Source organism: Arthrobacter bambusae (assembly GCF_030812595.1).
In the GTDB taxonomy this organism is placed as follows: domain Bacteria; phylum Actinomycetota; class Actinomycetes; order Actinomycetales; family Micrococcaceae; genus Arthrobacter; species Arthrobacter bambusae_B.
In genome coordinates, this window is the sequence record NZ_JAUSSZ010000008.1 from 110864 (window position 1) to 132208 (window position 21345).

The 21345-nt window shown below is 63.1% G+C and carries 16 protein-coding genes; 2 read left to right on the forward strand and 14 right to left on the reverse strand.

Annotated elements, in window-relative coordinates:
- Positions 1-2: 2 nt before the first annotated feature.
- The 12 genes from J2S96_RS12345 to J2S96_RS12400 all read right to left on the reverse strand — a co-directional run bounded on the left by J2S96_RS12345 (position 3) and on the right by J2S96_RS12400 (position 17575).
- Positions 3-3899 (reverse strand): AAA family ATPase, encoded by a 3897-nt coding sequence (locus J2S96_RS12345; RefSeq protein WP_370873095.1) that lies wholly within the window; start codon positions 3897-3899, stop codon positions 3-5.
- 128 nt (positions 3900-4027) lie between these two features.
- Positions 4028-5632 carry a glutamine-hydrolyzing GMP synthase gene (gene guaA / locus J2S96_RS12350; RefSeq protein WP_306863686.1) on the reverse strand — a complete coding sequence of 535 codons (1605 nt, stop codon included), beginning with the start codon at positions 5630-5632 and terminating at the stop codon, positions 4028-4030.
- Positions 5633-5753: 121 nt separating this feature from the next.
- The gene (locus J2S96_RS12355) at positions 5754-6281 is read right to left on the reverse strand and encodes a DUF3817 domain-containing protein (protein ID WP_306863689.1); all 528 of its coding nucleotides are present in this window, start codon (positions 6279-6281) and stop codon (positions 5754-5756) included.
- On the reverse strand, positions 6278-7123 hold the full coding sequence (locus J2S96_RS12360; RefSeq protein WP_306863691.1) for an SURF1 family protein: 846 nt from the start codon (positions 7121-7123) through the stop codon (positions 6278-6280). Before J2S96_RS12360 ends, J2S96_RS12355 begins: the two co-directional genes overlap by 4 nt.
- A gap of 76 nt (positions 7124-7199) precedes the next feature.
- On the reverse strand, positions 7200-7688 hold the full coding sequence (locus J2S96_RS12365) for a PTS sugar transporter subunit IIA (protein WP_306863694.1): 489 nt from the start codon (positions 7686-7688) through the stop codon (positions 7200-7202).
- 39 nt (positions 7689-7727) lie between these two features.
- Positions 7728-9488, reverse strand: coding sequence for a glycerol-3-phosphate dehydrogenase/oxidase (locus J2S96_RS12370; protein ID WP_306863697.1), 1761 nt, complete (start codon positions 9486-9488; stop codon positions 7728-7730).
- Between the two features lie 103 nt (positions 9489-9591).
- The gene (locus tag J2S96_RS12375) at positions 9592-10728 is read right to left on the reverse strand and encodes a GuaB3 family IMP dehydrogenase-related protein (protein WP_306863700.1); all 1137 of its coding nucleotides are present in this window, start codon (positions 10726-10728) and stop codon (positions 9592-9594) included.
- 166 nt (positions 10729-10894) lie between these two features.
- Entirely contained in the window at positions 10895-12406 is a 1512-nt protein-coding gene (gene guaB, locus J2S96_RS12380; protein WP_306863703.1) for an IMP dehydrogenase, read from the reverse strand.
- A 197-nt stretch (positions 12407-12603) separates the two neighbouring features.
- Positions 12604-14664 carry an acyltransferase family protein gene (locus J2S96_RS12385; protein WP_306863706.1) on the reverse strand — a complete coding sequence of 687 codons (2061 nt, stop codon included), beginning with the start codon at positions 14662-14664 and terminating at the stop codon, positions 12604-12606.
- Between the two features lie 284 nt (positions 14665-14948).
- Positions 14949-16559, reverse strand: a complete 1611-nt coding sequence (gene groL / locus J2S96_RS12390) for a chaperonin GroEL (RefSeq protein ID WP_306863710.1) — start codon at positions 16557-16559, stop codon at positions 14949-14951.
- An 86-nt stretch (positions 16560-16645) separates the two neighbouring features.
- On the reverse strand, positions 16646-16942 hold the full coding sequence (gene groES, locus J2S96_RS12395) for a co-chaperone GroES (protein WP_133202308.1): 297 nt from the start codon (positions 16940-16942) through the stop codon (positions 16646-16648).
- A 222-nt stretch (positions 16943-17164) separates the two neighbouring features.
- Positions 17165-17575, reverse strand: a complete 411-nt coding sequence (locus tag J2S96_RS12400) for a hypothetical protein (protein ID WP_306863714.1) — start codon at positions 17573-17575, stop codon at positions 17165-17167.
- A 76-nt stretch (positions 17576-17651) separates the two neighbouring features.
- Between J2S96_RS12400 and J2S96_RS12405 the strand changes: the two genes are divergently transcribed.
- Entirely contained in the window at positions 17652-18890 is a 1239-nt protein-coding gene (locus J2S96_RS12405) for a class I SAM-dependent methyltransferase (protein ID WP_306863717.1), read from the forward strand.
- A 25-nt stretch (positions 18891-18915) separates the two neighbouring features.
- Here the strand turns inward: J2S96_RS12405 and J2S96_RS12410 are convergent, their stop codons facing one another.
- Together J2S96_RS12410 and ykgO are read right to left on the reverse strand one after the other, a co-directional pair.
- Positions 18916-19734, reverse strand: a complete 819-nt coding sequence (locus tag J2S96_RS12410; RefSeq protein ID WP_306863719.1) for a shikimate 5-dehydrogenase — start codon at positions 19732-19734, stop codon at positions 18916-18918.
- Between the two features lie 50 nt (positions 19735-19784).
- Positions 19785-19907 (reverse strand): type B 50S ribosomal protein L36, encoded by a 123-nt coding sequence (gene ykgO, locus J2S96_RS12415; RefSeq protein ID WP_306863722.1) that lies wholly within the window; start codon positions 19905-19907, stop codon positions 19785-19787.
- A gap of 281 nt (positions 19908-20188) precedes the next feature.
- Between ykgO and J2S96_RS12420 the strand changes: the two genes are divergently transcribed.
- The gene (locus tag J2S96_RS12420) at positions 20189-21340 is read left to right on the forward strand and encodes a glutamate--cysteine ligase (RefSeq protein ID WP_306863725.1); all 1152 of its coding nucleotides are present in this window, start codon (positions 20189-20191) and stop codon (positions 21338-21340) included.
- The last annotated feature ends 5 nt before the right edge of the window (positions 21341-21345 follow it).

Below are 21345 nucleotides of genomic sequence, written 5' to 3' on the forward strand. Positions count from 1 at the left end.
CCTTAGGGGATGGCCGGTCCGGAGCCAGTACTTTGTCTACCATCAGGGCTGGCCGCCGGCGGCTCGGCCTGTGCGCCCAGTTCCAATTGTTCAACATCAATATCCAGGAATCCATCCTGGACGGCACCATACGAGGGCGCCACCGGCTTCTCCAGTCCCAGATAGGACCCGATACGGTCTGCGCAGGAGGAGGGATCCGTGAACACCTCAATGGTCCACAGGGACATGTAACGCCAGCCGAGGCGTTCCAGGAGCTGGGGCCGGAGCCGGCTGCGCTCCCTGACACTCATGCGGCGGTATCGTTCCGTGCCATCCGATTCGATGGCCACCGGTGTGGGCATTTCGGTGTCATCACGGCCTATGGTGTGCACGGGATCGGCCGCCGCGGCAATGTCCAAGGCTCCGTCATAGTGGTGCCACACACGGGCTCCGCGAGCACGGAGCCGCTCGCCCAGATCCGCCACCAACGGATCCTCACCGAGGGCTTGCTCGCTGGCTGCTGCCCTGGTGGCTGGTGTCCCCAGGTCCGAGTTCCCCGACAGTTCACGCTCAAGGAGTTCGTGGAATTCAACGGCGCCGTGGGCCAACCGGTCCAGGTCGAGGTCCTCTGGACGGAAACAGCTCAACACGTGCAACGATCTCCGGGCGCGGGTCATCGCCAAGGCAAATTTGTTTCGCCCGCCCTCGACGGACAGGGGCCCGAAACTGTGCAGCGCCCGGCCGTGCGGAGTGCGCCCGAAGCCCAGGGAGAAGATGATGTGGTCGCGGACCAGTCCTTGCGCGCGCTCCAGGTCCACAACGCGGAAGGACTCCGCACCTGCGTTGAAGAAACCCGACAACAGCGGATAGTTAGGGAGCTGGAGCCTGATGGCTTCGCCGATCCGTGCGGCATGGCGCAGGCTTGCGGTGACCACCGCGAGCGAGGTCCGCGGCCTCAAGCTGGCGTGTTGAAACACCAAATCAACCACGCGGTTCACTTCGGCAGCGACGGATTCAACGCCTTCGTGATCGGCCCCAGGCAGGCCGGTGCCATCCGGGATGTACTCAACCACTACCGAGCGGTCCAGCCCTGTCACAGATTGGCCGTCCGGCAGTCGACGCAGGCCGCCGTCGTAGTAGTTCTTGCTCAGCTGCAGCAACAGATCTTCATCAACCGACCGGTACACCCAGTTCAACTGCCACGTAGGCAAGACCCGGGACAAAGCAGTGAACGCACTGTCCACCGTGTCGTGGCTCGCGGCACCGGCCATCGGAGGCTCCACTGCAACGCTGAACGTGCGGGCATTGGCGATCTTCGCATCGCCAAAGGCAACCACTTGGTGGGCCCGGGCGATGGCCGGCAGCACAGCCTGCAAGGACGTGCTCTCGGCATCAAGAATCACCACCGCATCGAATTTCTGCTCGGCAGGCAGGAGGCTGGTCAGGAGGTACGGGCTGATGGACCATACGGGGACCAGACGGGCAACGAGCGCAGGAGCCTGGGCGCTCAGCGCCGAAAGTGTAACCCGGCCATCCTTGATCAGGTTCCGCAGGAGCTCTGCCTGCCGGGGATGTTCAGCGATTCCGGCCCGCCACATTTCGGCGAGTCGCCACCGCAGCCGGGCGGCTCCGCTGGCGATGTGCGCGTGGTCCGCGAGGCGGTACTCCGCTTCGAGTCGGCGCAGGGAATCGCCGTCGGACATCGCGAGGTAGTCGTCGCCGCTGATCATTGCTTCCAGGGCGGACTGCCACCAAGCAAGATCCAACTCCGCCGCAACCGATTCGGCAGGCACTTCGCGTTCCGCCAAGTCCGCAAGAAGCTCGGCGAGTCCGTGCTCGCGCATGTTCTCGATCAGAAGCGTGCGCTCCGGAAGAGTTTCCAACGTTCCGGTGTCTGCCACAAGGCGCTCAAGCCGATCAAGGAGATCTTCGTAGCGCGCCGCGTGGAGGTTCCCGCCGCCTGCCGTGTGTTTGAGGCAATCCCCCAGGCCTCGGAGGTCCCGGTCCAGTTCGCGGTAGCTGGCGCCCAAATCCGCGAGGCCGGACGGCACTGCCGGATGGCGCTGGGTGGTTGCGTACTGGGCCCACAGTGCACGCTGCTCCTGGACGAGCGCCAGCGAGCTGTGCAGATCCGCAATGTGGACACCGGGCCGGACATATTCCTTTGCCACCCGACGCAAGCGGGAGCGCTGCATCGAGGGCATCTCGACGCCCCGCTCACGGCGCCAGGCGGAGGTAGCGGTAGCGGAAATCAGATCGTGGACCGGCCGGTCAAAAATATCCGGGGTGAATTTGTCCAGGCTTTCCCGTACCGCCATCAAGAGCTCAAGCTGTGCGCCCCACTCGGCGAAGTTCGCGCCGAGCCGGATTTCGGAGTGCTCCGCAACCTGGTTCATCCGTTCCCGCAGCTGGGGAAGTCGTTCCGCGGCACTACTGGCCAGTTGCTGGGCTTCCTCGGTCTCCTTGCGGGTGACCAAGCGTGCCCCATACCAGGGGCTCGACGTCGATGCTCGGCTGAAGCTGCCAAGCTCGGCAGCGCGTCGCAGCCTTTCAGCCAGCTCGGCCCGATCCTTGATATTGTCCAGCACGCTGCGCTTCAGACGGACCGTGGTGGCGGGGGCGGGCTGGATGGAGGTCAGTTCCGCGAGCGACTGCATGGCCTGATAGGGCGAGCATCCCCAGCGCTCGCGTACGTTGTGCAAAGACGCGACATGGTCCATGAGGGCATGGCGGTGCTCAGTCAGGGTTTTGTGGAGATTCGCGAGCTGCGGCTCGAGCGACTTTTCGTTGCGGATGATCGCGCTGACCAATTGGCCTTTGAGCTGCTGCGGCGTGGCACCGTTGCCCGGCCTGAAGACCATTGATTCAAGGCCCAACGCTTCAAAATGGCTCGCCAAACCGTTCAGGCTCGCTCGCCGGTCGCCCACGACGAGCACCGATTTGCCTTCGTTGACGAGGGCACCAATGGCATTGATGGCCGTTTGGGTCTGGCCGCTGCCTGGCGGGGTGCTCACTACCAGGGAGTCGCCTGCCCGCACGGCATCCACGACGTACTGCTGATCCGGGTCGGCGTCCAGAAGGAGCGTTTCTTCTGAGGGGTCGCGCTCGTCGAGGTCCGGGAACCGTCCGGACTTAATGGGCTCGGGTTCCACATCCCCGCCGTTGGCAACTTCACACAGGGCAGAAACGACGCTGCTGTTCTCATTGATCCACGGATCCTCCAGATTTCCGGACAGATCCGCCAACGTCGTGATGAGGAGGTTCGGGGTTACTTCGGCACCGTGGATCGGTTGCACCAGTGTGGCGAGGCGGTCAAGGACCGGCAACGGGTCAAGGCGCGCGGTGTTGTACGCCATTCGGCTCACGGCGTTGACGTCAAAGACGATTCCATGGACCGTCTTCAAATGCCGGACCAAGGCCGGGTTGATGCTCGCTTGCTCGGTGAGTTGGAGCTCGTAGTCGTCTTCGCCCGGCCGTGCCGTGAGTGAGATGGCAGCCAACATGACGGGGGCGGAGACTCGTTGGGGTTTTCCTCCGACCGCCGACGTCCACACGACCGTGCCGCAGGACAGGTAACCGGCGTCGATCCCCCGGTCGTTTCCCAGCTCGAAAATCTTCGAACGAAGGTTCCGGGCAGCACGCGCGGCAACTAGATACTGCTGGCGATCCCGGATCAGGGTGGAAAGCCGCGTTCGACGCCCGGCGAGGAGCTGCGCCAGGCCTGACGGATGGCCGTTGCTGAGGTCTATCGAGCCTTCCGGTGTCTTGACGAAGCGCAGCATCGTGTCCGCCCCAGTCACGGGTTTGAGCCCTGACAGCCATTTCCGGAGCTCCACTGAGCTCTCTTCGTGGCTTTGACCTACTGACACCGCTGCCTTCTTTTCTGTTCTAGCTCGAGACGACTTGGACCAAATCGGCATACTTTCGAGGGTAGCGGGAATAGACCGGCAGTCCGCACCGAAACACTGGTGGAAAGGCAAATTAGCCCTGATTTCCGGGGAAATGCAAAGTGACCGGCCCCTGGGGCAGGGGCCGGTCACTCAGAATGCTATTCCCACTCGATGGTTCCCGGCGGCTTGCTGGTGACATCAAGAACTACGCGGTTGACCCCGTCAACCTCGTTGGTGATCCTGTTGGAGATCCTGGCGAGGAGGTCGTATGGGAGCCTCGACCAGTCGGCAGTCATGGCGTCTTCGGAGGAAACAGGACGCAGCACGATCGGGTGTCCGTAGGTGCGGCCGTCGCCCTGCACGCCAACGCTGCGGACATCAGCCAGCAGTACGACAGGCATCTGCCACACCTCGTTGTCGAGTCCTGCCGCAGTGAGTTCGGCCCGCGCAATGGCGTCTGCCTTACGAAGAAGGTCGAGCCGTTCCTTGTTCACTTCGCCGACAATGCGGATACCCAGGCCCGGTCCGGGGAACGGCTGGCGTCCGACGATTTCCTGCGGCAAGCCCAGTTGTGCGCCCACGGCACGAACCTCGTCCTTGAACAGGGCGCGGAGCGGTTCAACAAGTTCGAACTGCAGGTCCTCGGGCAGGCCGCCCACGTTGTGGTGGCTCTTGATGTTCGCGGCACCTTCGCCGCCGCCGGATTCGACGACGTCCGGGTAGAGGGTGCCCTGGACGAGGAACTTGATGCTCTCGCCTTCGGACGCTGCCTCGGCGATGATGGCCCGCTCTGCTTCCTCGAACGCACGGATGAACTCGCGGCCGATGATCTTACGCTTGGTCTCCGGGTCGCTGACCCCGGCAAGCGCGGAGAGGAACCGCTCCTGCTCGTTTGCGACGTAGAGTTTGACGCCGGTTGCGGCAACGAAGTCGCGCTCGACCTGTTCGGCCTCGCCTTCGCGCAACAGGCCATGGTCCACGAACACGCAGGTCAGCTGATCGCCTACGGCGCGCTGCACGAGGGCCGCGGCCACGGCAGAGTCGACGCCGCCGGAGAGGCCGCAGATGACCTTGGAATCGCCGACTTGCCGGCGGATGCGCTCCACTTGCTCTTCGAGGATGTTACCGGTGGTCCAGTTCGGCTTCAGGCCGGCTCCGTTGAACAGGAAGTTCTCCAGGACCTGCTGGCCATGGACGGAGTGCTTTACTTCCGGGTGCCACTGCACGCCGTAAAGGTGCTTCTCTTCGTTCGCGAAAGCAGCCACAGGTGCGCCGGCGGTGGTCGCCAGGACCTCGAAGCCCTCGGGAGCCTCATGAACCGAGTCTCCGTGGCTCATCCAGGTGTTCTGCGAGCCCGGAAGACCTGAAAGGATGGAGCGGGCTTCGCCGACGGTGGTGGCCTCGGTAGCGCCGTATTCGCGCAAGCCGGTCTGTGCGACCTTGCCGCCGAGCGCGTTGGCCATGGCCTGGAAGCCGTAGCAAATTCCGAAGACCGGCACGCCGGCCTCGAAAAGGTCCGCGCCGACCCTCGGGGCCCCCGCGGCGTAAACGCTTGAAGGTCCGCCGGAAAGGATGATCGCTGCCGGGTTCTTGGCCAGAAGCTGCTCGGTGGTGAAAGTGTGCGGAACAATTTCCGAGTACACATTCGCTTCACGGACGCGGCGGGCAATCAGCTGCGCGTACTGGGCACCGTAGTCAACAACCAGCACCGGCTTCTGGGAAGTCTGAGCTTCAGAACTGAAGGGTGCGGTGGGAGTAGTCACCGTAACAGACTACTTTGCCTCGATGCCCCGGTGCACCTTGAAGCCGGGCGTGAAGCTCCGGAATCAGCCCAAAAACAGTCCGACGTTAGGGATCTCACAATGCCGGCCGGGGGCATGCCCCTCAGTAGCGCTTGGACGCCTGCGGGTTCGCGGCCAGTTCCATCTCTACCTCCGAGTGGAACTTCTTCTCCACAATGAAGGACATGAGGGGGACGACGCCGCCCAGGGCGAGCAGGATGAGTTTCGTGAACGGCCAGCGCATGAGCGACCACAAACGGAAGTCCGAGATCAGGTACAGCACGTACATCCAGCCGTGGACGATCAGCACCGCGATCGAGACGTTGAAGCCGCCGAGAACCCCCTCGGCGTCGGCGAATCCAAAACCGAAGGGCTGGCCGGTGACTGCGTTGGTCCCGCCGGCGAAGAGATATACGCCGAACACATAGCGCGCAACGAGCTCGGCGCACAGGAGCAGCAGCATGGTACCGGTGAGGTAGGCCATGACTTTGTAGAACTTCAGGGCCGAGCGGATCTGGGCCGAGGTTCCGCCGAATCGCCGCTTTTTGGCCGAACCTTTCTTGGCCGCGGCTGGCTTCGCAGCGGGATCTCCGGATTGTTCGGGCTGGATGGCCGGTTTGGGCTCAATCATGGCTTTACCTGTTCTGGCTTGGTAATTGCTGGCAAATCGTCTGACGGGGATTCGTCGTCGGGCTCTTCTTCTTCGTCGTCTTCGAGGGAGCGCCGGTAGTCATCGGCCACCATGCGCCACCAGACGTAGAGGGCGAATCCTGCAAAGACTACCCATTCCACCGAGTAGAAAAGGTTGAGCCAGTTGATCTGTTGGTTAGCCGGCTGGGCCGGGATATCCAGGGGCTTCATCTGGGCTGGAAGTGCGATGGCCTTGCCAGCCGATACTTCCGATGTCGCGGCGACGAAACCAGGATAGCTTGAGACTTCCCACGTGTTGATGAGTTCCGCCACCGAAACCGCAGACGCGCGTCCCGCCCCGGCGTCCACGTTCGGCACTGGCGCTTCGGACGGCAGGAGCCGTCCGGTGAGTTCAATAGTGCCCGACGGCGGCGGGCCGGCCTGTGCGGGATCGGCGACCCAGCCGCGGGCCACGGGAATCCAGGTCTTCGCGGACGCGCCCACGCCGTGCAGGGCAGGCGCGCCGTCGACCGCAAAAGCGGTAACTACCCAATATCCTTTTTGCCCGGCCAGAAGCCTGCCCTCCACAAGGACCTGCTTGGCGGGGTCATAGCTACCCTTGGCGCTGACCATTTGGTCCGATGCTGTACCCGGGAAGAAAGTTCCGGGTTGCAGTGTCCCGGTGAGCGGCTTGACATGCTCCACCGCGGGGTCGTCAACGGGGACCTCGCTCTGCGTGGATCTGCCGAACTGCCACTGGCTGAGCAGCACAAACACCCCGGAAAGCAGGAGCGCGAAGACAAGTCCTGCGATCCAGCGGGGCTTCAGGGCGGTTTTTAACACCCCTTAACCGTACTTCGTCAAGCTGTAGAACAGCTAAACGAATAGTTCTGCCCCAAGAGTGGGCCTGCCCCAATCTTTAGTGGTCGAAGAACACCAGGCTGGAATTGATCAGTTCTGCGATGACCTCCGGATCGTGGGCCCGACGGAGGGATTCCCTGAACGATTCCTTGGACAGCGACCGCGCCAAGGTCGCGAGGACTTCCAAGTGGTCTGAGAATGAACTGGCGGGCGTAGCGATGAGCAGGACCAGCGTGGCCGGCCCGTCGCTGGCGCCGAAGTCCAACGAGTGACCGAACTTCGTGACCCCAACAGCGATAGAGACCCGTGAGACAAACTCGCTGCGCGCATGCGGGAGGCCGATGCCGCCCGGCAGCCCGGTGGCCAGTTGGTGTTCGCGCGAGTTGACCACTTTGAGGAAGCCCTCAAGGTCGGTGATACGCCCGGCAGCATAGAGTCGATCGGCCAGCTGGCCCGCGGCATCGGTTTTGTCGACCGCTTCCATCTCCAGGATGACGGTCTCCGGCGTCGTCAGTTCGGCATCATAGGGGTCCAGTGGTTCCGCCAAGTCGTCTTCCCTCCAGTGTGCCCAACCAGCCCAGGCCGCTCAGCGGAGGGGAACGATGTCATCGACGCCCATGCGCGCAGCATCGGCAGATTCGTCGTCGGGCTGCTGTTGGCTGAGCCGTTCAGCTTCCACCCGGGCGAGGTAGTGCTTGATTTCGCTTTCCCGCTGCGCGTCGCTCCAGCCGAGAATTTCTCCCATCAGCTTAGCGACAACGGGGACCGCGGAAACACCTCTGTCCCACGACTCGATCGAGATGCGGGTGCGTCGTGTCAGGACATCATGGACATGCCGGGCACCCTCATGAGTGGCGGCATAGACGACCTCTGCCGCCAAATAATCGTCTGCACCCGGCAGCGGCTCTGCCATGGACGGGTTGTCTTTGATGATGGCCAGCACCTCCGGGGCCATGGAGCCATAGCGGTTGAGTAAGTGTTCCACCCTGGCGACGTGGACCCCGGCCTCGTCCGCGGTTCTTGCCCGCCGGTTCCATGCAGCTTTGAATCCCTCGGCGCCCAGGAGCGGAATGGTGTCGGTGCAGCTCCCGGGTACGCGCTCGTCCATGGCCCGGGTTGCTTCGTCCACAGCGTCCTTGGCCATGACCCGGTACGTGGTGAACTTGCCGCCCGCAACTACCACTAAGCCCGGAACGGGGTGCGCCACCACGTGTTCGCGTGAAAGCTTGGCCGTGGAGTCGCTCTCCCCCGCCAGTAGCGGGCGGAGGCCTGCGTATACGCCCTCAACATCCTCACGGGTCAGGGGCCGCTTCAAGACACGGTTGACGTGTTCAAGAAGATAGTCGATGTCCTTGGTGGACGCAGCGGGGTGCGCTTTGTCCAGCTTCCAGTCGGTGTCCGTTGTGCCGATGATCCAGTGCCGCCCCCAGGGGATGACGAACAGCACGGATTTTTCGGTCCTCAGGATCAATCCCACCGTGGACTGGAAGCGGTCGCGCGGGACCACGAGGTGGATGCCTTTGGAAGCACGGACCTTAAGCTGGCCGCGATCCGTCACCATGGCCTGGGTCTCGTCCGTCCAGACTCCCGTGGCATTGACCACTTGCTTGGCGCGGACTTCGATGATGCTGCCGTCTTCCTGGTTTTCCACCTTCGCACCCACCACGCGTTCACCCTCGCGAACGAACGACACGACGCGCATCCTGTTCACGGCATGCGCTCCGTAATGGGCCGCGGTACGGACCACATTGACGACCAGCCTGGCGTCGTCAACCTGTGCGTCGTAGTACCGGATGGAGCCGACGAAGGCATCGCTCTTGAGGCTGGGGGCGGCTCGAAGTGTTCCGCGCCGGAAGAGGTGTTTGTGCATGGGCACACCGCGACTGTGGCCGGAGGTGAGGCCAAGCGTGTCGTAGAGGAAGATGCCCGCACCAACGTAGGGCCGCTCCCAAAAACGCCGGGTCAGCGGGTACAGGAACGGTACCGGGCGCACAAGGTGCGGCGCGATCTGTTGGATCAGCAGCCCGCGTTCCTGGAGGGCTTCCTGGACCAGTCGGAAGTCAAGCATTTCCAAGTAACGCAAGCCGCCGTGGATCAGCTTTGAGGACCTCGACGAGGTGCCGGAAGCCCAGTCCCGGGCTTCGACAATGCCCACGGACAAACCGCGGGTCACCGCATCCAAAGCCGCACCGGCTCCGACCACGCCTCCCCCGACGATCAGGATGTCGAGTTCCTTGCCGGGCTCTGTGGTGCTTTTGAGCACGTCGATGGATCTGGCCCGTGCCTGCGGACTCAATGCCCCAGGCGACACTCCATCCTTCTGCGAACCATCTGCAACACTGCTCATCGGACGCCTCCCATCGCACAAAGCCCGTAGTCCCCCACACTACTTCTTGTCCGCGGGCTTGGGCAGGGTTTTACCCCCACTGCTCAAGTGGCCCGAACGGGAGCTACTGGCCCGAGTAAGGCGAGACGACGACGTCGACCCGTTGGAACTCCTTCAGGTCCGAATAGCCGGTGGTGGCCATGGAGCGGCGAAGGGCGCCTATCAGGTTGGACGTGCCGATGGTGTGGTGGCCCGGCCCGAAGAGTACTTCTTCGAGGGGACCGACGGTGCCGACGTTGACCCTGTCGCCGCGGGGCAGCTCAAGGTGGTGGGCTTCCTGTCCCCAGTGCCAGCCCTTGCCCGGGGCCTCTTCCGCGCGGGCCAAAGCGCTGCCGAGCATGACGGCGTCGGCGCCCATGGCGATGGCCTTGACGATGTCACCCGAAGTACCCATGCCGCCGTCGGCGATCACGTGCACGTACCGTCCACCGGACTCATCCATATAGTCGCGGCGGGCGGCAGCGACGTCGGAAATGGCGGAGGCCATGGGCGAGTGGATGCCGAGTGCGCGGCGCGTGGTGGTCGTCGCGCCGCCGCCGAAGCCCACCAGCACGCCGGCAGCGCCGGTACGCATGAGGTGCAAGGCCGGGGTGTAGCCGGCGGCTCCGCCGACGATCACCGGGACGTCGAGTTCGTAGATGAACTGCTTGAGGTTCAGAGGCTCGTGGTTCTTCGAGACGTGTTCGGCAGAGACCGTGGTTCCACGGATGACGAAAATGTCGACGCCGGCAGCGACCACGGTCTTGTAGTGCTCCTGCGTGCGCTGCGGCGTCAGCGAGCCCGCCACCGTCACGCCTGAAGCGCGGATTTCCGCGAGCCTCGAGGTGATCAGTTCAGGCTGGATTGGAGCCTTGTAAAGCTCCTGCATGCGCCGCGTGACCGCCGGGCTGGCCGTTTCATCCTTAAGGGCGGAGATCTCGTCCAGCACGGGCTGCGGGTCCTCGTAGCGCGTCCACAAGCCCTCAAGGTCCAGCACGCCCAGTCCGCCCAGCCGGCCAAGTGCAATGGCCGTTTCGGGCGACATCGCGGAGTCCATGGGTGCGGCGATCACAGGCATCTCGAACTTGTAGGCATCAATCTGCCATGAAACGGAGACGTCCTTGGGGTCGCGCGTACGGCGGTTGGGGACGATCGCGATGTCATCCAGGGAGTAGGCTCGACGCCCACGCTTGCCACGGCCAATCTCAATCTCATAAGTCACTGCTCTAGGTTATCCCAGTGCGGCGGGATGTACCGGCAGGGTGACGCACGGCCTTGGACGGGCTTTGCCTCAGGAACAAGCGGGCCCGCCACTTCCCGGAAGGGAGGTGGCGGGCCCGCTTGAAACTGCCTATACCGTTTGAAACTTCCTATAACAGGGATGACGCCTAGCGGGAACCGTAGTTCGGAGCCTCGACGGTCATCTGGATGTCGTGCGGGTGGGACTCCTTCAGTCCTGCCGCAGTGATTCGTACAAACTTGCCGCGTGCTTTGAGCTCGGGGATGGTCGGAGCACCCGTGTAGAACATGGTCTGGCGCAGGCCGCCAACCAGCTGGTATGCCACCGAGGAGAGCGGGCCGCGATAAGCGACGCGGCCTTCGATGCCTTCCGGGATGAGCTTGTCATCGCCGGAAACGTCGGCCTGGAAGTACCGGTCCTTCGAGTAGGAGGTGTTCTTGCCACGGGACTGCATGGCGCCCAGGGAACCCATGCCCCGGTAGCTCTTGAACTGCTTGCCGTTGACGAAGATCAGTTCGCCTGGCGACTCATCGCAGCCAGCCAACAAGGAGCCGAGCATGACGGTGTCGGCACCCGCCACGAGGGCCTTGCCGATATCGCCCGAGTACTGCAGGCCGCCGTCGGCGATCAGCGGAACACCGGCAGGGATGGCGGCCTTCGAGGACTCGTAGATGGCCGTGATCTGGGGAACGCCCACGCCGGCGACGACGCGGGTGGTGCAAATGGAGCCAGGTCCCACGCCCACCTTGATGCCATCGGCACCGGCGTCGATCAACGCCTGGGCGCCTTCGCGGGTGGCGGCCTGGCCGCCGATGATGTCAACGTGTGCGGCAACGGGATCGGACTTCAGGCGCGTGATCATGTCCAGGACACCCTGGGAGTGGCCGTTGGCGGTGTCCACGAACAATGCGTCGACACCGGCGTCGATCAGCGTCATGGCCCGTTCCCAGCCATCGCCGAAGAACCCGATGGCGGCGCCGACGCGGAGGCGGCCTTCGTCGTCCTTTGTCGCGAGCGGGTACTGCTCAGCCTTGGTGAAGTCCTTGGTGGTGATAAGGCCTTTGAGGCGTCCTTGCTCGTCAACGAGCGGCAGCTTCTCGATCTTGTTGGTGGCAAGCTTGTGCGAGGCCTCTTCGCGGCTGATCCCGACATGGCCCGTGATGAGCGGCATCTTGGTCATGACGTCGCTGACCAGGCGCAGGGGGAAATCGGACTCCGGCACGAAACGGGTGTCGCGGTTGGTGACAATGCCCAGCAGCCGGCCATCGGAGTCGATCACGGGCAGCCCGGAGACACGGTAACGCGAACACAGTTCGTCCAGTTCCTGAAGGGTGGCTTCCGGATGGATGGTCAGGGGGTTGGTGATCATCCCGGACTCGGAGCGCTTGACGCGGTCGACGTGGTCGGCTTGGTCCTCGATGGACAGGTTGCGGTGGATGACGCCAAGACCGCCTTGGCGGGCCATGGCGATGGCCATGCGGGACTCGGTGACCGTGTCCATGGCGGCGGACAGCAGCGGAGTCTGGACCGAAATTCGCTTGGAGATCCGGGAGGAAGTGTCGGCGTCGGACGGAATGACGTTGGTGTGGCCCGGCAGGAGCAGGACGTCGTCGTAGGTCAGGCCTACAAAGCCAAAGGGATCGTGTTCGGGCTGGGTCATGAGTGCGCCTCTTACCTTGGTTCTTGGGGGTTGCTCTGGTAGGGGTTGCAGCTGATGACCAGCCCGTCATTACGGGACTGGCCTGTGCAGAAAGGTTCTGAATAAATAGTAGAACCTCACCGCCGATCCCCATATTCCGCGCAGCCAATGTGAGCAAGGGCACCCCGGAGGTTCCGACGCCGGGCGGGTCCGGCGGCCTAGCTCCAGCCCGTGGCGGCCATCCACCTTTGCTGGAACATCGGGGCCATGCTCTCCACGTACGTCTTGGAGAGGTGGTTGTTGTCGATGTAGACGAAGGTGTTGCCCACAACCCCGGGGCATTCGCCGCCGTTGCAGATGAGGTCGGTCATATCCAGGATGGACAGTCCCTGATACTTGCCTTTGAGTGCTTCAAGGGGGTCAACAGGTGCCAATTGCTGCGCTTGGCCGGGATTGCAGTCGGGACTGTGCTGGCCTTTGACCACGACGCAATCGGCCATGTTGAAGTCGAACCTCGGGTTGTCGCGAACGGCGACGACGTCGATGCCCTTGTCGGTGAGCCACTTCACGGTGTCTTCGAAACCGACGCTCAGCTTTTCATCGGGCGAAGAGGGTGATGCTGCGGTACCCACGAGGAATACGGCCGTAGGCTTCTTCGCATCGATTTGCTGCATGACGGCCTGGTTGAACGTCTTGCATTGATCTCCAAGGCCCGTACTGTCCACGCTAAACGGACATCCGCCGAGCAACAGGTGGTAAAGGCTCCACTGTTGCTGGTCAGCCATCGGCGCCACCGCAGCCATCCATTGCTCCGCGTGGGAGTCGCCGAGCACCAGAATACTGCGGCTCGCGTCCGCGGGCTGGTTGTTCTGGCCGCAAGCGCCTTGGAGGAGCTTCGATGCGGGTTTCAAGTCGCCTGTGCACCGGCTGGGCAGGTTCATCCAGTCCTGGGCAAGCTTTTCCGCCGTCGGGAGGAGGGCCGCGGTAGGGCTGGCTTCATTGACGTAGCCCGGGACCAAGGCAGCCGCCCCCGGGTTGTCCTTTTCTGCCTGGTCCAGGGCGATCTTGGCGCTGACGGTCTGCTGCACGTTGAAGGCAAGCAAGGGCACTGCAGCGACACAGATGCACAGCGCAATTGCGACGACGGCGCGGCGGCGGTTCACCTCAGGCCACTTCCATTCCCTGAGGGGCTTTTCGACAAACTTGGTGGTCAGGAACGCCAGGCCCAGCGCCGTCGCGATAATGACCGACCCGGAGAGCCATCCGGCGTGGTCTTTTCCACTCCACACGAGGGCGAGGACCAACAACGGCCAATGCCACAAATACAAGGCATAGGAGTTGTCGCCCAGGCGGACAAGGGGTTTCGAGCTCAGTATCCGATCCACACCGAAGCGGCTGCCGGTCTGGCCCGCCACGATGATGAAGGCCGCTGCCAACGTAGGCCACAGGGCCACGAAACCAGGGAACGCCGTCTGGACTTGGAGCACGATCCCACAGCTCAGCATCGCAACGACGCCAACCCAGCCCATCACTACCCGGACGGACTTGGAAAGCTTCAGCCCCGGCAGGATGAGTGCAACCAGTGTTCCAAGCGCGAATTCCCAGAGTCTGGCGAAGGTATCAAAGTAGGCGGTGGTTTGGTTGGCCGCGGTGGCAATGATCGAGTACGTGAGCGAGACCAGGAAGATCAGGCCAAACACATACATCAGCGCTGCCCGGTAGCGCAGGGCGTATTTTCTGCAAACCAGCGCAACGACGGCGAAGATCACCGGCCAAAGGATAAAGACCTGGCCTTGGATAGAGAGCGACCAGAAGTGCTGGAGCGGACTCGCCTGGCTGTGGTCGGTGGCGTAGTAGTTGACCGCGTCGTGCTGCAGGAGCCAATTCTGGAAGTAGAAGAGTGAAGCCCACACTTGGTCGACCAGAGCCGCCCAACGGGTTTTCGGTACCACTACGAAAATGGCCGCCAAAGTGCCCAACAGGACGACGACGGCGGCAGGGAGAAGCCGACGGAACAGATGGAGCCAGTGCCTCGGCAGATCCATGGCCCGGCGCTGCTCAAAACGGTTTGTGAACTGCAGCGTCATCAAAAAGGCGGAGACGAGGAGGAAGACATCGACTCCGCCGGAAACGCGGCCAAACCACACGTGGTAGCTGACCACCATGAGCACCGCCAGGGAGCGCAGGCCTTGAATTTCGGGACGAAAATTCGATTTTTTCCCGGTGCCACTGGAACGACGTTGCGCCTCGGTAGTAGCCGCCGTTTGCGCAGTTAACACAACAATGCCCCTCAATGACCTTGATCGAACCCTAAATCTTACTGATTCGTAATAATCAGTGCCAATCGAAAATCCATCCGAGAGGCATCCATCACTCAATTTGGCCATGCGCGGCTGGACGTTCACAGGGCGAATGCCGAGTGCCAACTGTGGACCCGTCCGTGACGGCCCGTCCGTGCGGGCAGGTCACGGCCGGACAGGTCACGGCCGGGCAGGACGTGGACGGGAGCCAAACGCAGAAGGCCCGGCCCCCACAGGGGACCGGGCCTCGGCAACAACCAGGACTAGTGGCTGTGGCCTGCGTGCTCGTCTTCCTCGGCCGGCTTCTCGACAACCAGGGTCTCGGTGGTGAGAACCAGGGCTGCGATGGACGCGGCGTTCTGGAGTGCGGAGCGGGTGACCTTGACGGGGTCGATCACGCCAGCGGAGATCAGGTCCTCGTACACGCCGGACTTCGCGTTGAAGCCGTGGTTGTCTTCCAGCTCGGCAACCTTGGCGACGACGACGTAGCCGTCGAAGCCGGCGTTTTGGGCGATCCAGCGCAGCGGCTGGGTCAGGGCGCGGCGGACGATGCCAACAGCGGCAACTGCGTCACCTTCAAGTGCCTTGACTGCTGCGTCCTCGTCCAGTGCCTTAAGGGCGTGGATGAGGGCCGATCCACCGCCCGAGACGATGCCTTCTTCAAGGGCTGCACGGGTGGAGGACACTGCATCCTCGATGCGGTGCTTCTTTTCCTTGAGCTCGACCTCGGTGGCTGCGCCGACCTTGATGACGCCGATGCCGCCGGCCAGCTTTGCAAGCCTTTCCTGCAGCTTTTCCCGGTCCCAGTCGGAGTCGGTGCGGGTCAGCTCGGCACGGATCTGGGCGACGCGTGCTGCGACATCCTCCTGCGAGCCAGCACCGTCAACAATGGTGGTGTTGTCCTTGGTGACGGTGATCCGGCGGGCGCTGCCGAGGACCTCGAGGCCAACCTGGTCCAGGGACAGGCCGAGCTCCGGGGAGACAACCTGTGCGCCGGTCAGGGTGGCAATGTCCTGCAGCATGGCCTTGCGGCGGTCGCCGAAGCCCGGAGCCTTGACGGCAACAACGTTCAGGGTGCCACGGATACGGTTCACGATCAGCGTGGACAGGGCTTCGCCGTCGATGTCCTCAGCAATGATGAAGAGCGGCTTGGCGGCCTGCAGGGCCTTCTCGAGGAGCGGCAGGAATTCCTGCAGCGAGGAGATCTTGCCCTGGTTGATCAGGATGAGCGCGTCTTCCAGAACAGCTTCCTGGCGTTCCGCGTCAGTGACGAAGTACGGGGACAGGTAGCCCTTGTCGAACTGCATGCCCTCGGTGAGGACCAGTTCGGTCTGCGTGGTGGAGGACTCTTCGATGGTGATGACACCATCCTTGCCGACCTTGCCGAAAGCCTCGGCGAGAAGCTCGCCAACCTCATCGCTCTGTGCGGAGATCGCGGCGACGCTGGCGACCTGGGTGCCTTCTACTTCGCGGGCGTTCTCCAGGAGGCGGGCAGCCACGGCCTGGATGGAAACCTCGATACCGCGCTTGATTTCGCCCGGGGCGGCTCCGGCGGCAACGTTGCGCAGGCCTTCCTTGACGAGGGCCTGTGCCAGCACGGTGGCCGTGGTGGTGCCGTCGCCGGCAACGTCATTGGTCTTGGTGGCGACTTCCTTGGCCAGCTGCGCACCAAGGTTCTCATACGGGTCGTCGAGTTCGACTTCACGGGCGATCGTCACGCCGTCGTTTGTGATCGTGGGAGCTCCCCACTTCTTGTCCAGAACGACGTTGCGGCCACGCGGGCCAAGGGTGACCTTGACGGTGTTGGCGAGCTTGTCAATGCCTGCTTCGAGGGAGCGACGGGCAGCGTCGTTAAACGCAAGCTGCTTTGCCATGGTTGTGTCCTTTCAAGACGGAAAACCCGCACCGCCGATACAACCGGAAGAAGTCCGACTCGATCTGCGATGCGGGATCCAGGGAATTACTTTACGACGATCGCCAGAACGTCGCGGGCGGACAGAACGAGGTATTCGCTGCCACCGGTCTTGACTTCAGTTCCGCCGTACTTGGAGTAGATAACGACGTCGCCAACGGTTACGTCGACGGGAACCCGGTTGCCGTTGTCATCGAAGCGGCCGGGGCCGACTGCAACAACTTCGCCTTCCTGCGGCTTTTCCTGTGCAGTATCCGGGATGACCAGGCCGGAAGCCGTGGTCTGCTCTGCTTCGAGCGGGCGGACAACAATGCGATCCTCGAGAGGCTTAATGGAGACCGACACTCGGATCTCTCCTTTACGTGAGGTAGTACATGGACTATCAAACCAGGGGTGCCGTGGCGGGCTTACCGTCGTCGCGGTGCCGGTAAGTGCCTGGCGGCATGATTAGCACCCGCCTAGGGAGAGTGCTAATCAAGACTCTATGTAAGCATTAGCACTCGGTCAAGGCGAGTGCCAGAATTCCGTCAATAGTGAATGGCGAGGGGCCGGTCCGGACCGATCAACTCACTGGCCGGCGAGGTCGTCGAAGTCCACGTCCTCGCCGTCGTCGTACCCTTTCTCCGGCGCGGTTCCGCGGTTCAGGTACAGCACCACGCCGCTGGCGAGCGCGACGGTGCCGAACACAAGCAGTCCGACGATCGCTCCGATGCGCGCCCCCGAGTAGGTGTCCCGGATATCCCGGGCCTCGTCCGTGGCGTCCTGGACGCTCTTTCCGGTCATGGAGTAGGTGGCGGCGTTGAAGGAGTCGAGGAAGAAAATAATGATCAAAAGCGCGATGCAGACAACGGCGATCAAAGCACCGACGATGAGCGCCGGGCGGGCGTACTTGGAGAGATTTCCGGCGAAGGGGCGTCTATCGGGGACGGAGGGAGAACCATTGGCGTCGTCAGGCTGGCGTACTGGGTTGTCTTCCATGGCATCAACCCTATCCGCCCGAGAGGTCCGGTTTCCCCCTCCGACTTCCATGTCGGCGCGCACTAGGCTGGTTCCCATGGCTGACACACCCCAGGACCACATTGCCCCCTTGCTGACAACGGAGGGGTGGGAACTTCTGGCATCCTTGGGGCCCTACAGCGAGGACGAAGCGTTCGCCCTCAATGCGCGCTTGCGAAAAGAAGGCCACTCCCCCGCGCTCGTGGCCGCCGTCCTCACCCAATCCAGGCTCCGCACCCGCGCCGAGGCCAAGTTCGGCGAATTCGCCCGGCAAATGCTCTTCACCCAGGCCGGCCTGGAACAGGCCACCCGGCTCAATGTCGCAGCCAGGCACGCCGAGCGCTTCGCAAAGGCGGGCACTCGCCACGTAGCGGACCTCGGCTGCGGGCTTGGAGCAGACTCCATGGCGATGGCCTCCATGGACATCAAGGTCACGGCCGTGGAACTGGATGAGACCACCGCCGCGTGCGCCACCATCAACCTCATGCCTTTCCCGCATGCAGCGGTGGTGCACTCGGACGCTACGTCCGTGCCCCTCGACGGGGTCGACGGCGTGTGGCTCGATCCGGCGCGCCGTACGACATCGTCATCGGGGACCAAACGGATCTGGGACCCGGAGGCGTTCTCGCCTCCGTTGTCCTTCGTTGAATCACTGGCGGCCACCGGCAAGTCGGTCGGGGTCAAGATGGGCCCGGGGATGCCCCACGAATCGGTTCCGGCCACCTGCGAGGCACAGTGGGTTTCCGTGGGTGGGGACGTCACGGAGGTCACCCTGTGGTTCAACGACGTCGCCCGTCCCGGCGTCCGCCGCGCTGCCCTGGTGCTCGGACCGCAGGGCGCAGCCGAGATAACCAGCGGCGAAGATTTCGACGGCGGCCCGGTGCCCGACGTCGGGCCCGTGGAGGGATACCTGTACGAGCCGGACGGCGCGGTGATCCGTGCGGGCCTGGTGGCCGACGTCGCACTCCGGCTCGGCGGCCACTTGGTGGACCCGCACATCGCCTATATTTGCGCCCCGGAGCCGGTGGAGACCCCGTTCGCCCGCGCCTACAAAGTCCTGGAAGTCATGCCGTTGAACGTCAAGGCACTCAAGGCCTGGGTGAAGGCCAACGGCGTCGGCGTCCTGGACATCAAGAAACGCGGCACCTCCGTCACCCCCGAAGAACTGCGGAAACAACTGCTGCCCCCCGGAAAAGGCCCGGCAAAAGCCCGCGGCAACAAAACAGCCACCCTGGTCCTCACCAGGATCGGCGAGGAAAAGGTGGCTGTTGTCGTGGAGCCGGTCGCCGCTTCCTGAGTTGGCGCCTGCTGGACTGTGGCGCCTATTGGGTGCGCGTGAATTCTTCTGCGGCGGCGACTTGCTCCGGCGTCGGCGTGATGCCTGTGTAGAGCACGAACTGTTCGAGCGCCTGGATGGTGGCTACCTCGGCGCCGCTGATCACGGTCTTTCCTGCCGCCCGGCCGGCCTTGATGAGCGGCGTTTCAGCGGGGAGGGCGACGACGTCGAACACGACCTGCGCGGCCGCAACCGCCGCTTCGGGGAAGGACAGCGAGCCGGACTCCGGGCCGCCGGCCATGCCGATCGGCGTGACGTTGACCAGCACGTCCGCCGTCGAGTCCTCCACGTCGGCCTGCCAGGCGAAGCCATAGAGCTCCGCGAGGGACCGTCCAAGCTTCTCGTTCCGGGCAACCACCGTGACCCGCGAGAATCCGGCATCGCGGAAGGCCGCCGCAGTGGCTTTGGCCATGCCGCCGGAGCCACGGAGCAGCACGGACGACGCCGGGTCGATTGCGTTGCGCTCGATCAGCTGGGCGATCGCCGTGTAGTCCGTGTTGTATGCCGTCAGTACGCCGGCGTCGTTGACGATCGTGTTGACCGAGTCGATCGCAGCTGCGGATGCATCCATCCGGTCCACGAGGGCGATGACTTCTTCCTTGTAGGGCATCGAGACGGCGCAGCCACGGATGCCCAGGCCGCGCACCCCGGCGATCGCGTTCGGCAGGTCAGTGGGCGCGAAGGCCTTGTAGATCCAGTTCAGGCCGAGTGCCTCGTAGAGGAAGTTATGGAAACGCGTTCCGTTATTGCTAGGCCGGGCAGAGAGAGAAATACAGAGCGTCATGTCTTTGTTGAGGATCGGCATAACGGGGCTTCCTTCGCGTTGCGGGTTCTCTGCCCAGCCTAGACGGGGAGCTAGCCTTGACGCGCCTTGAAGCGCGGATTCAGCTTATTGATGACAAAAGTGCGGCCGCGCCGACGCACAACCTGGGCACCGGGGAGCTTCTTGAGGGCGCGCAGCGAATTCCTGACTTTCATGGGGTTCTCCTTTTGGTGGTGTTTCTTGAGGCTCACGGAGTGGCAGTGCGTTCGTCCGAGTTTGGATGTGGCTGTTTCACGGCATTAGCTGTCCAATGAGCTGACAACAGAAAGATGCATTCCAACAGTCTAAATTAGAATCATTCTCATTAGCAAGACTGCTCGCAATGGAATGCCTCCATGCGATACCGTACCGGCCCTGCATTAGACTTGAGCCAACCGCTGACGGCCCCACGGCGGGCAACACTCAGGGCGTTTTCGCAAATACCGAGGGGACCCACGTGCAGATTGATTTCGCTCCATCCAGGCAGTCGACCCTGGGGGTGGAATGGGAGCTCGCGCTCGTCAACGCACGCACCGGCGAATTGGTCTCGGTCGCAAACGAGGTCCTGCGGGGTGTTGCTTCACGGCATCCGGACCTGAACGAAAACGACGAGCATCCGCACATCAAGCGGGAATTGCTCCTGAACACCGTGGAACTTGTCACGGGCGTCTGCAACACAGTCAAGGAAGCCAAGGAAGACCTGGCCCGCTCGTTGCAGGCCGTCAGGGAAGTCACCGATCCGATGGGTGTGGAGCTTTTCTGCGCAGGCAGCCACCCTTTCAGCCCCCCGCAGCTTCAGCCCGTCTCGGACAAAGAACGCTATGCCAAGCTGATTGACCGCACCCAATGGTGGGGACGGCAAATGGTCATCTACGGTGTCCACGTCCACATCGGCCTGGACCGGAGGGACAAGGCGCTTCCCATCCTCGATGGGCTGGTCAACTACTTCCCCCATTTCCAGGCGTTGTCGGCTTCGAGCCCGTTCTGGGGCGGCGAAGACACCGGTTACGCCTCACAACGTGCCCTGATGTTCCAGCAGCTGCCCACGGCAGGCCTGCCTTTCCAGTTCCCCAGCTGGGCCGAATACGAGTCCTACGTCCAGGACATGTTCACTACGGGAGTGATCGATACCCTGTCTGAGATTCGCTGGGATATCCGTCCCGTGCCGAACTTGGGCACCATCGAGATGCGCATTTGCGACGGCCTCGCCACCCTTGAGGAAGTCGGCGCCGTTGCGGCCCTGACCCAATGCCTCGTGGACGAGTTCTCCACGATCCTGGACAACGGGGGCACCATTCCCACCATGCCGCCGTGGCATATCCAGGAAAACAAGTGGCGCGCCGCACGTTACGGCATGGAAGCGATCATCATCCTCGATGCCGAAGGCAATGAGCAGCTTGTTACCGACCACCTGAAGGAAACGCTGGTGCGCTTGGCGCCTGTTGCTGAGAAGCTGGGCTGCTCGGAGGAACTGGCCGACGTCGAAAAGATCATCGCCCGCGGAGCAGGCTACCAGCGCCAGCGCCGCGTCGCTGCCCAGCACGACGGCGATCTTCACGCGGTCGTCCAGGATCTCGTACAGCAAATGCGGTCCGTGCCGAGCGCCTAACCGCT

What these genes read in the sequence shown, in the direction of transcription:
- ykgO (WP_306863722.1), bottom strand. Translation starts at nt 19,907, where the DNA reads ATGAAAGTCAGGAATTCGCTGCGCGCCCTCAAGAAGCTCCCCGGTGCC.
- J2S96_RS12400 (WP_306863714.1), bottom strand. Translation starts at nt 17,575, where the DNA reads ATGGAAGACAACCCAGTACGCCAGCCTGACGACGCCAATGGTTCTCCC.
- J2S96_RS12410 (WP_306863719.1), bottom strand. Translation starts at nt 19,734, where the DNA reads ATGCCGATCCTCAACAAAGACATGACGCTCTGTATTTCTCTCTCTGCC.
- J2S96_RS12345 (WP_370873095.1), bottom strand. Translation starts at nt 3,899, where the DNA reads ATGCCGATTTGGTCCAAGTCGTCTCGAGCTAGAACAGAAAAGAAGGCA.
- J2S96_RS12370 (WP_306863697.1), bottom strand. Translation starts at nt 9,488, where the DNA reads ATGAGCAGTGTTGCAGATGGTTCGCAGAAGGATGGAGTGTCGCCTGGG.
- guaB (WP_306863703.1), bottom strand. Translation starts at nt 12,406, where the DNA reads ATGACCCAGCCCGAACACGATCCCTTTGGCTTTGTAGGCCTGACCTAC.
- J2S96_RS12355 (WP_306863689.1), bottom strand. Translation starts at nt 6,281, where the DNA reads ATGATTGAGCCCAAACCGGCCATCCAGCCCGAACAATCCGGAGATCCC.
- groL (WP_306863710.1), bottom strand. Translation starts at nt 16,559, where the DNA reads ATGGCAAAGCAGCTTGCGTTTAACGACGCTGCCCGTCGCTCCCTCGAA.
- J2S96_RS12405 (WP_306863717.1), top strand. Translation starts at nt 17,652, where the DNA reads ATGGCTGACACACCCCAGGACCACATTGCCCCCTTGCTGACAACGGAG.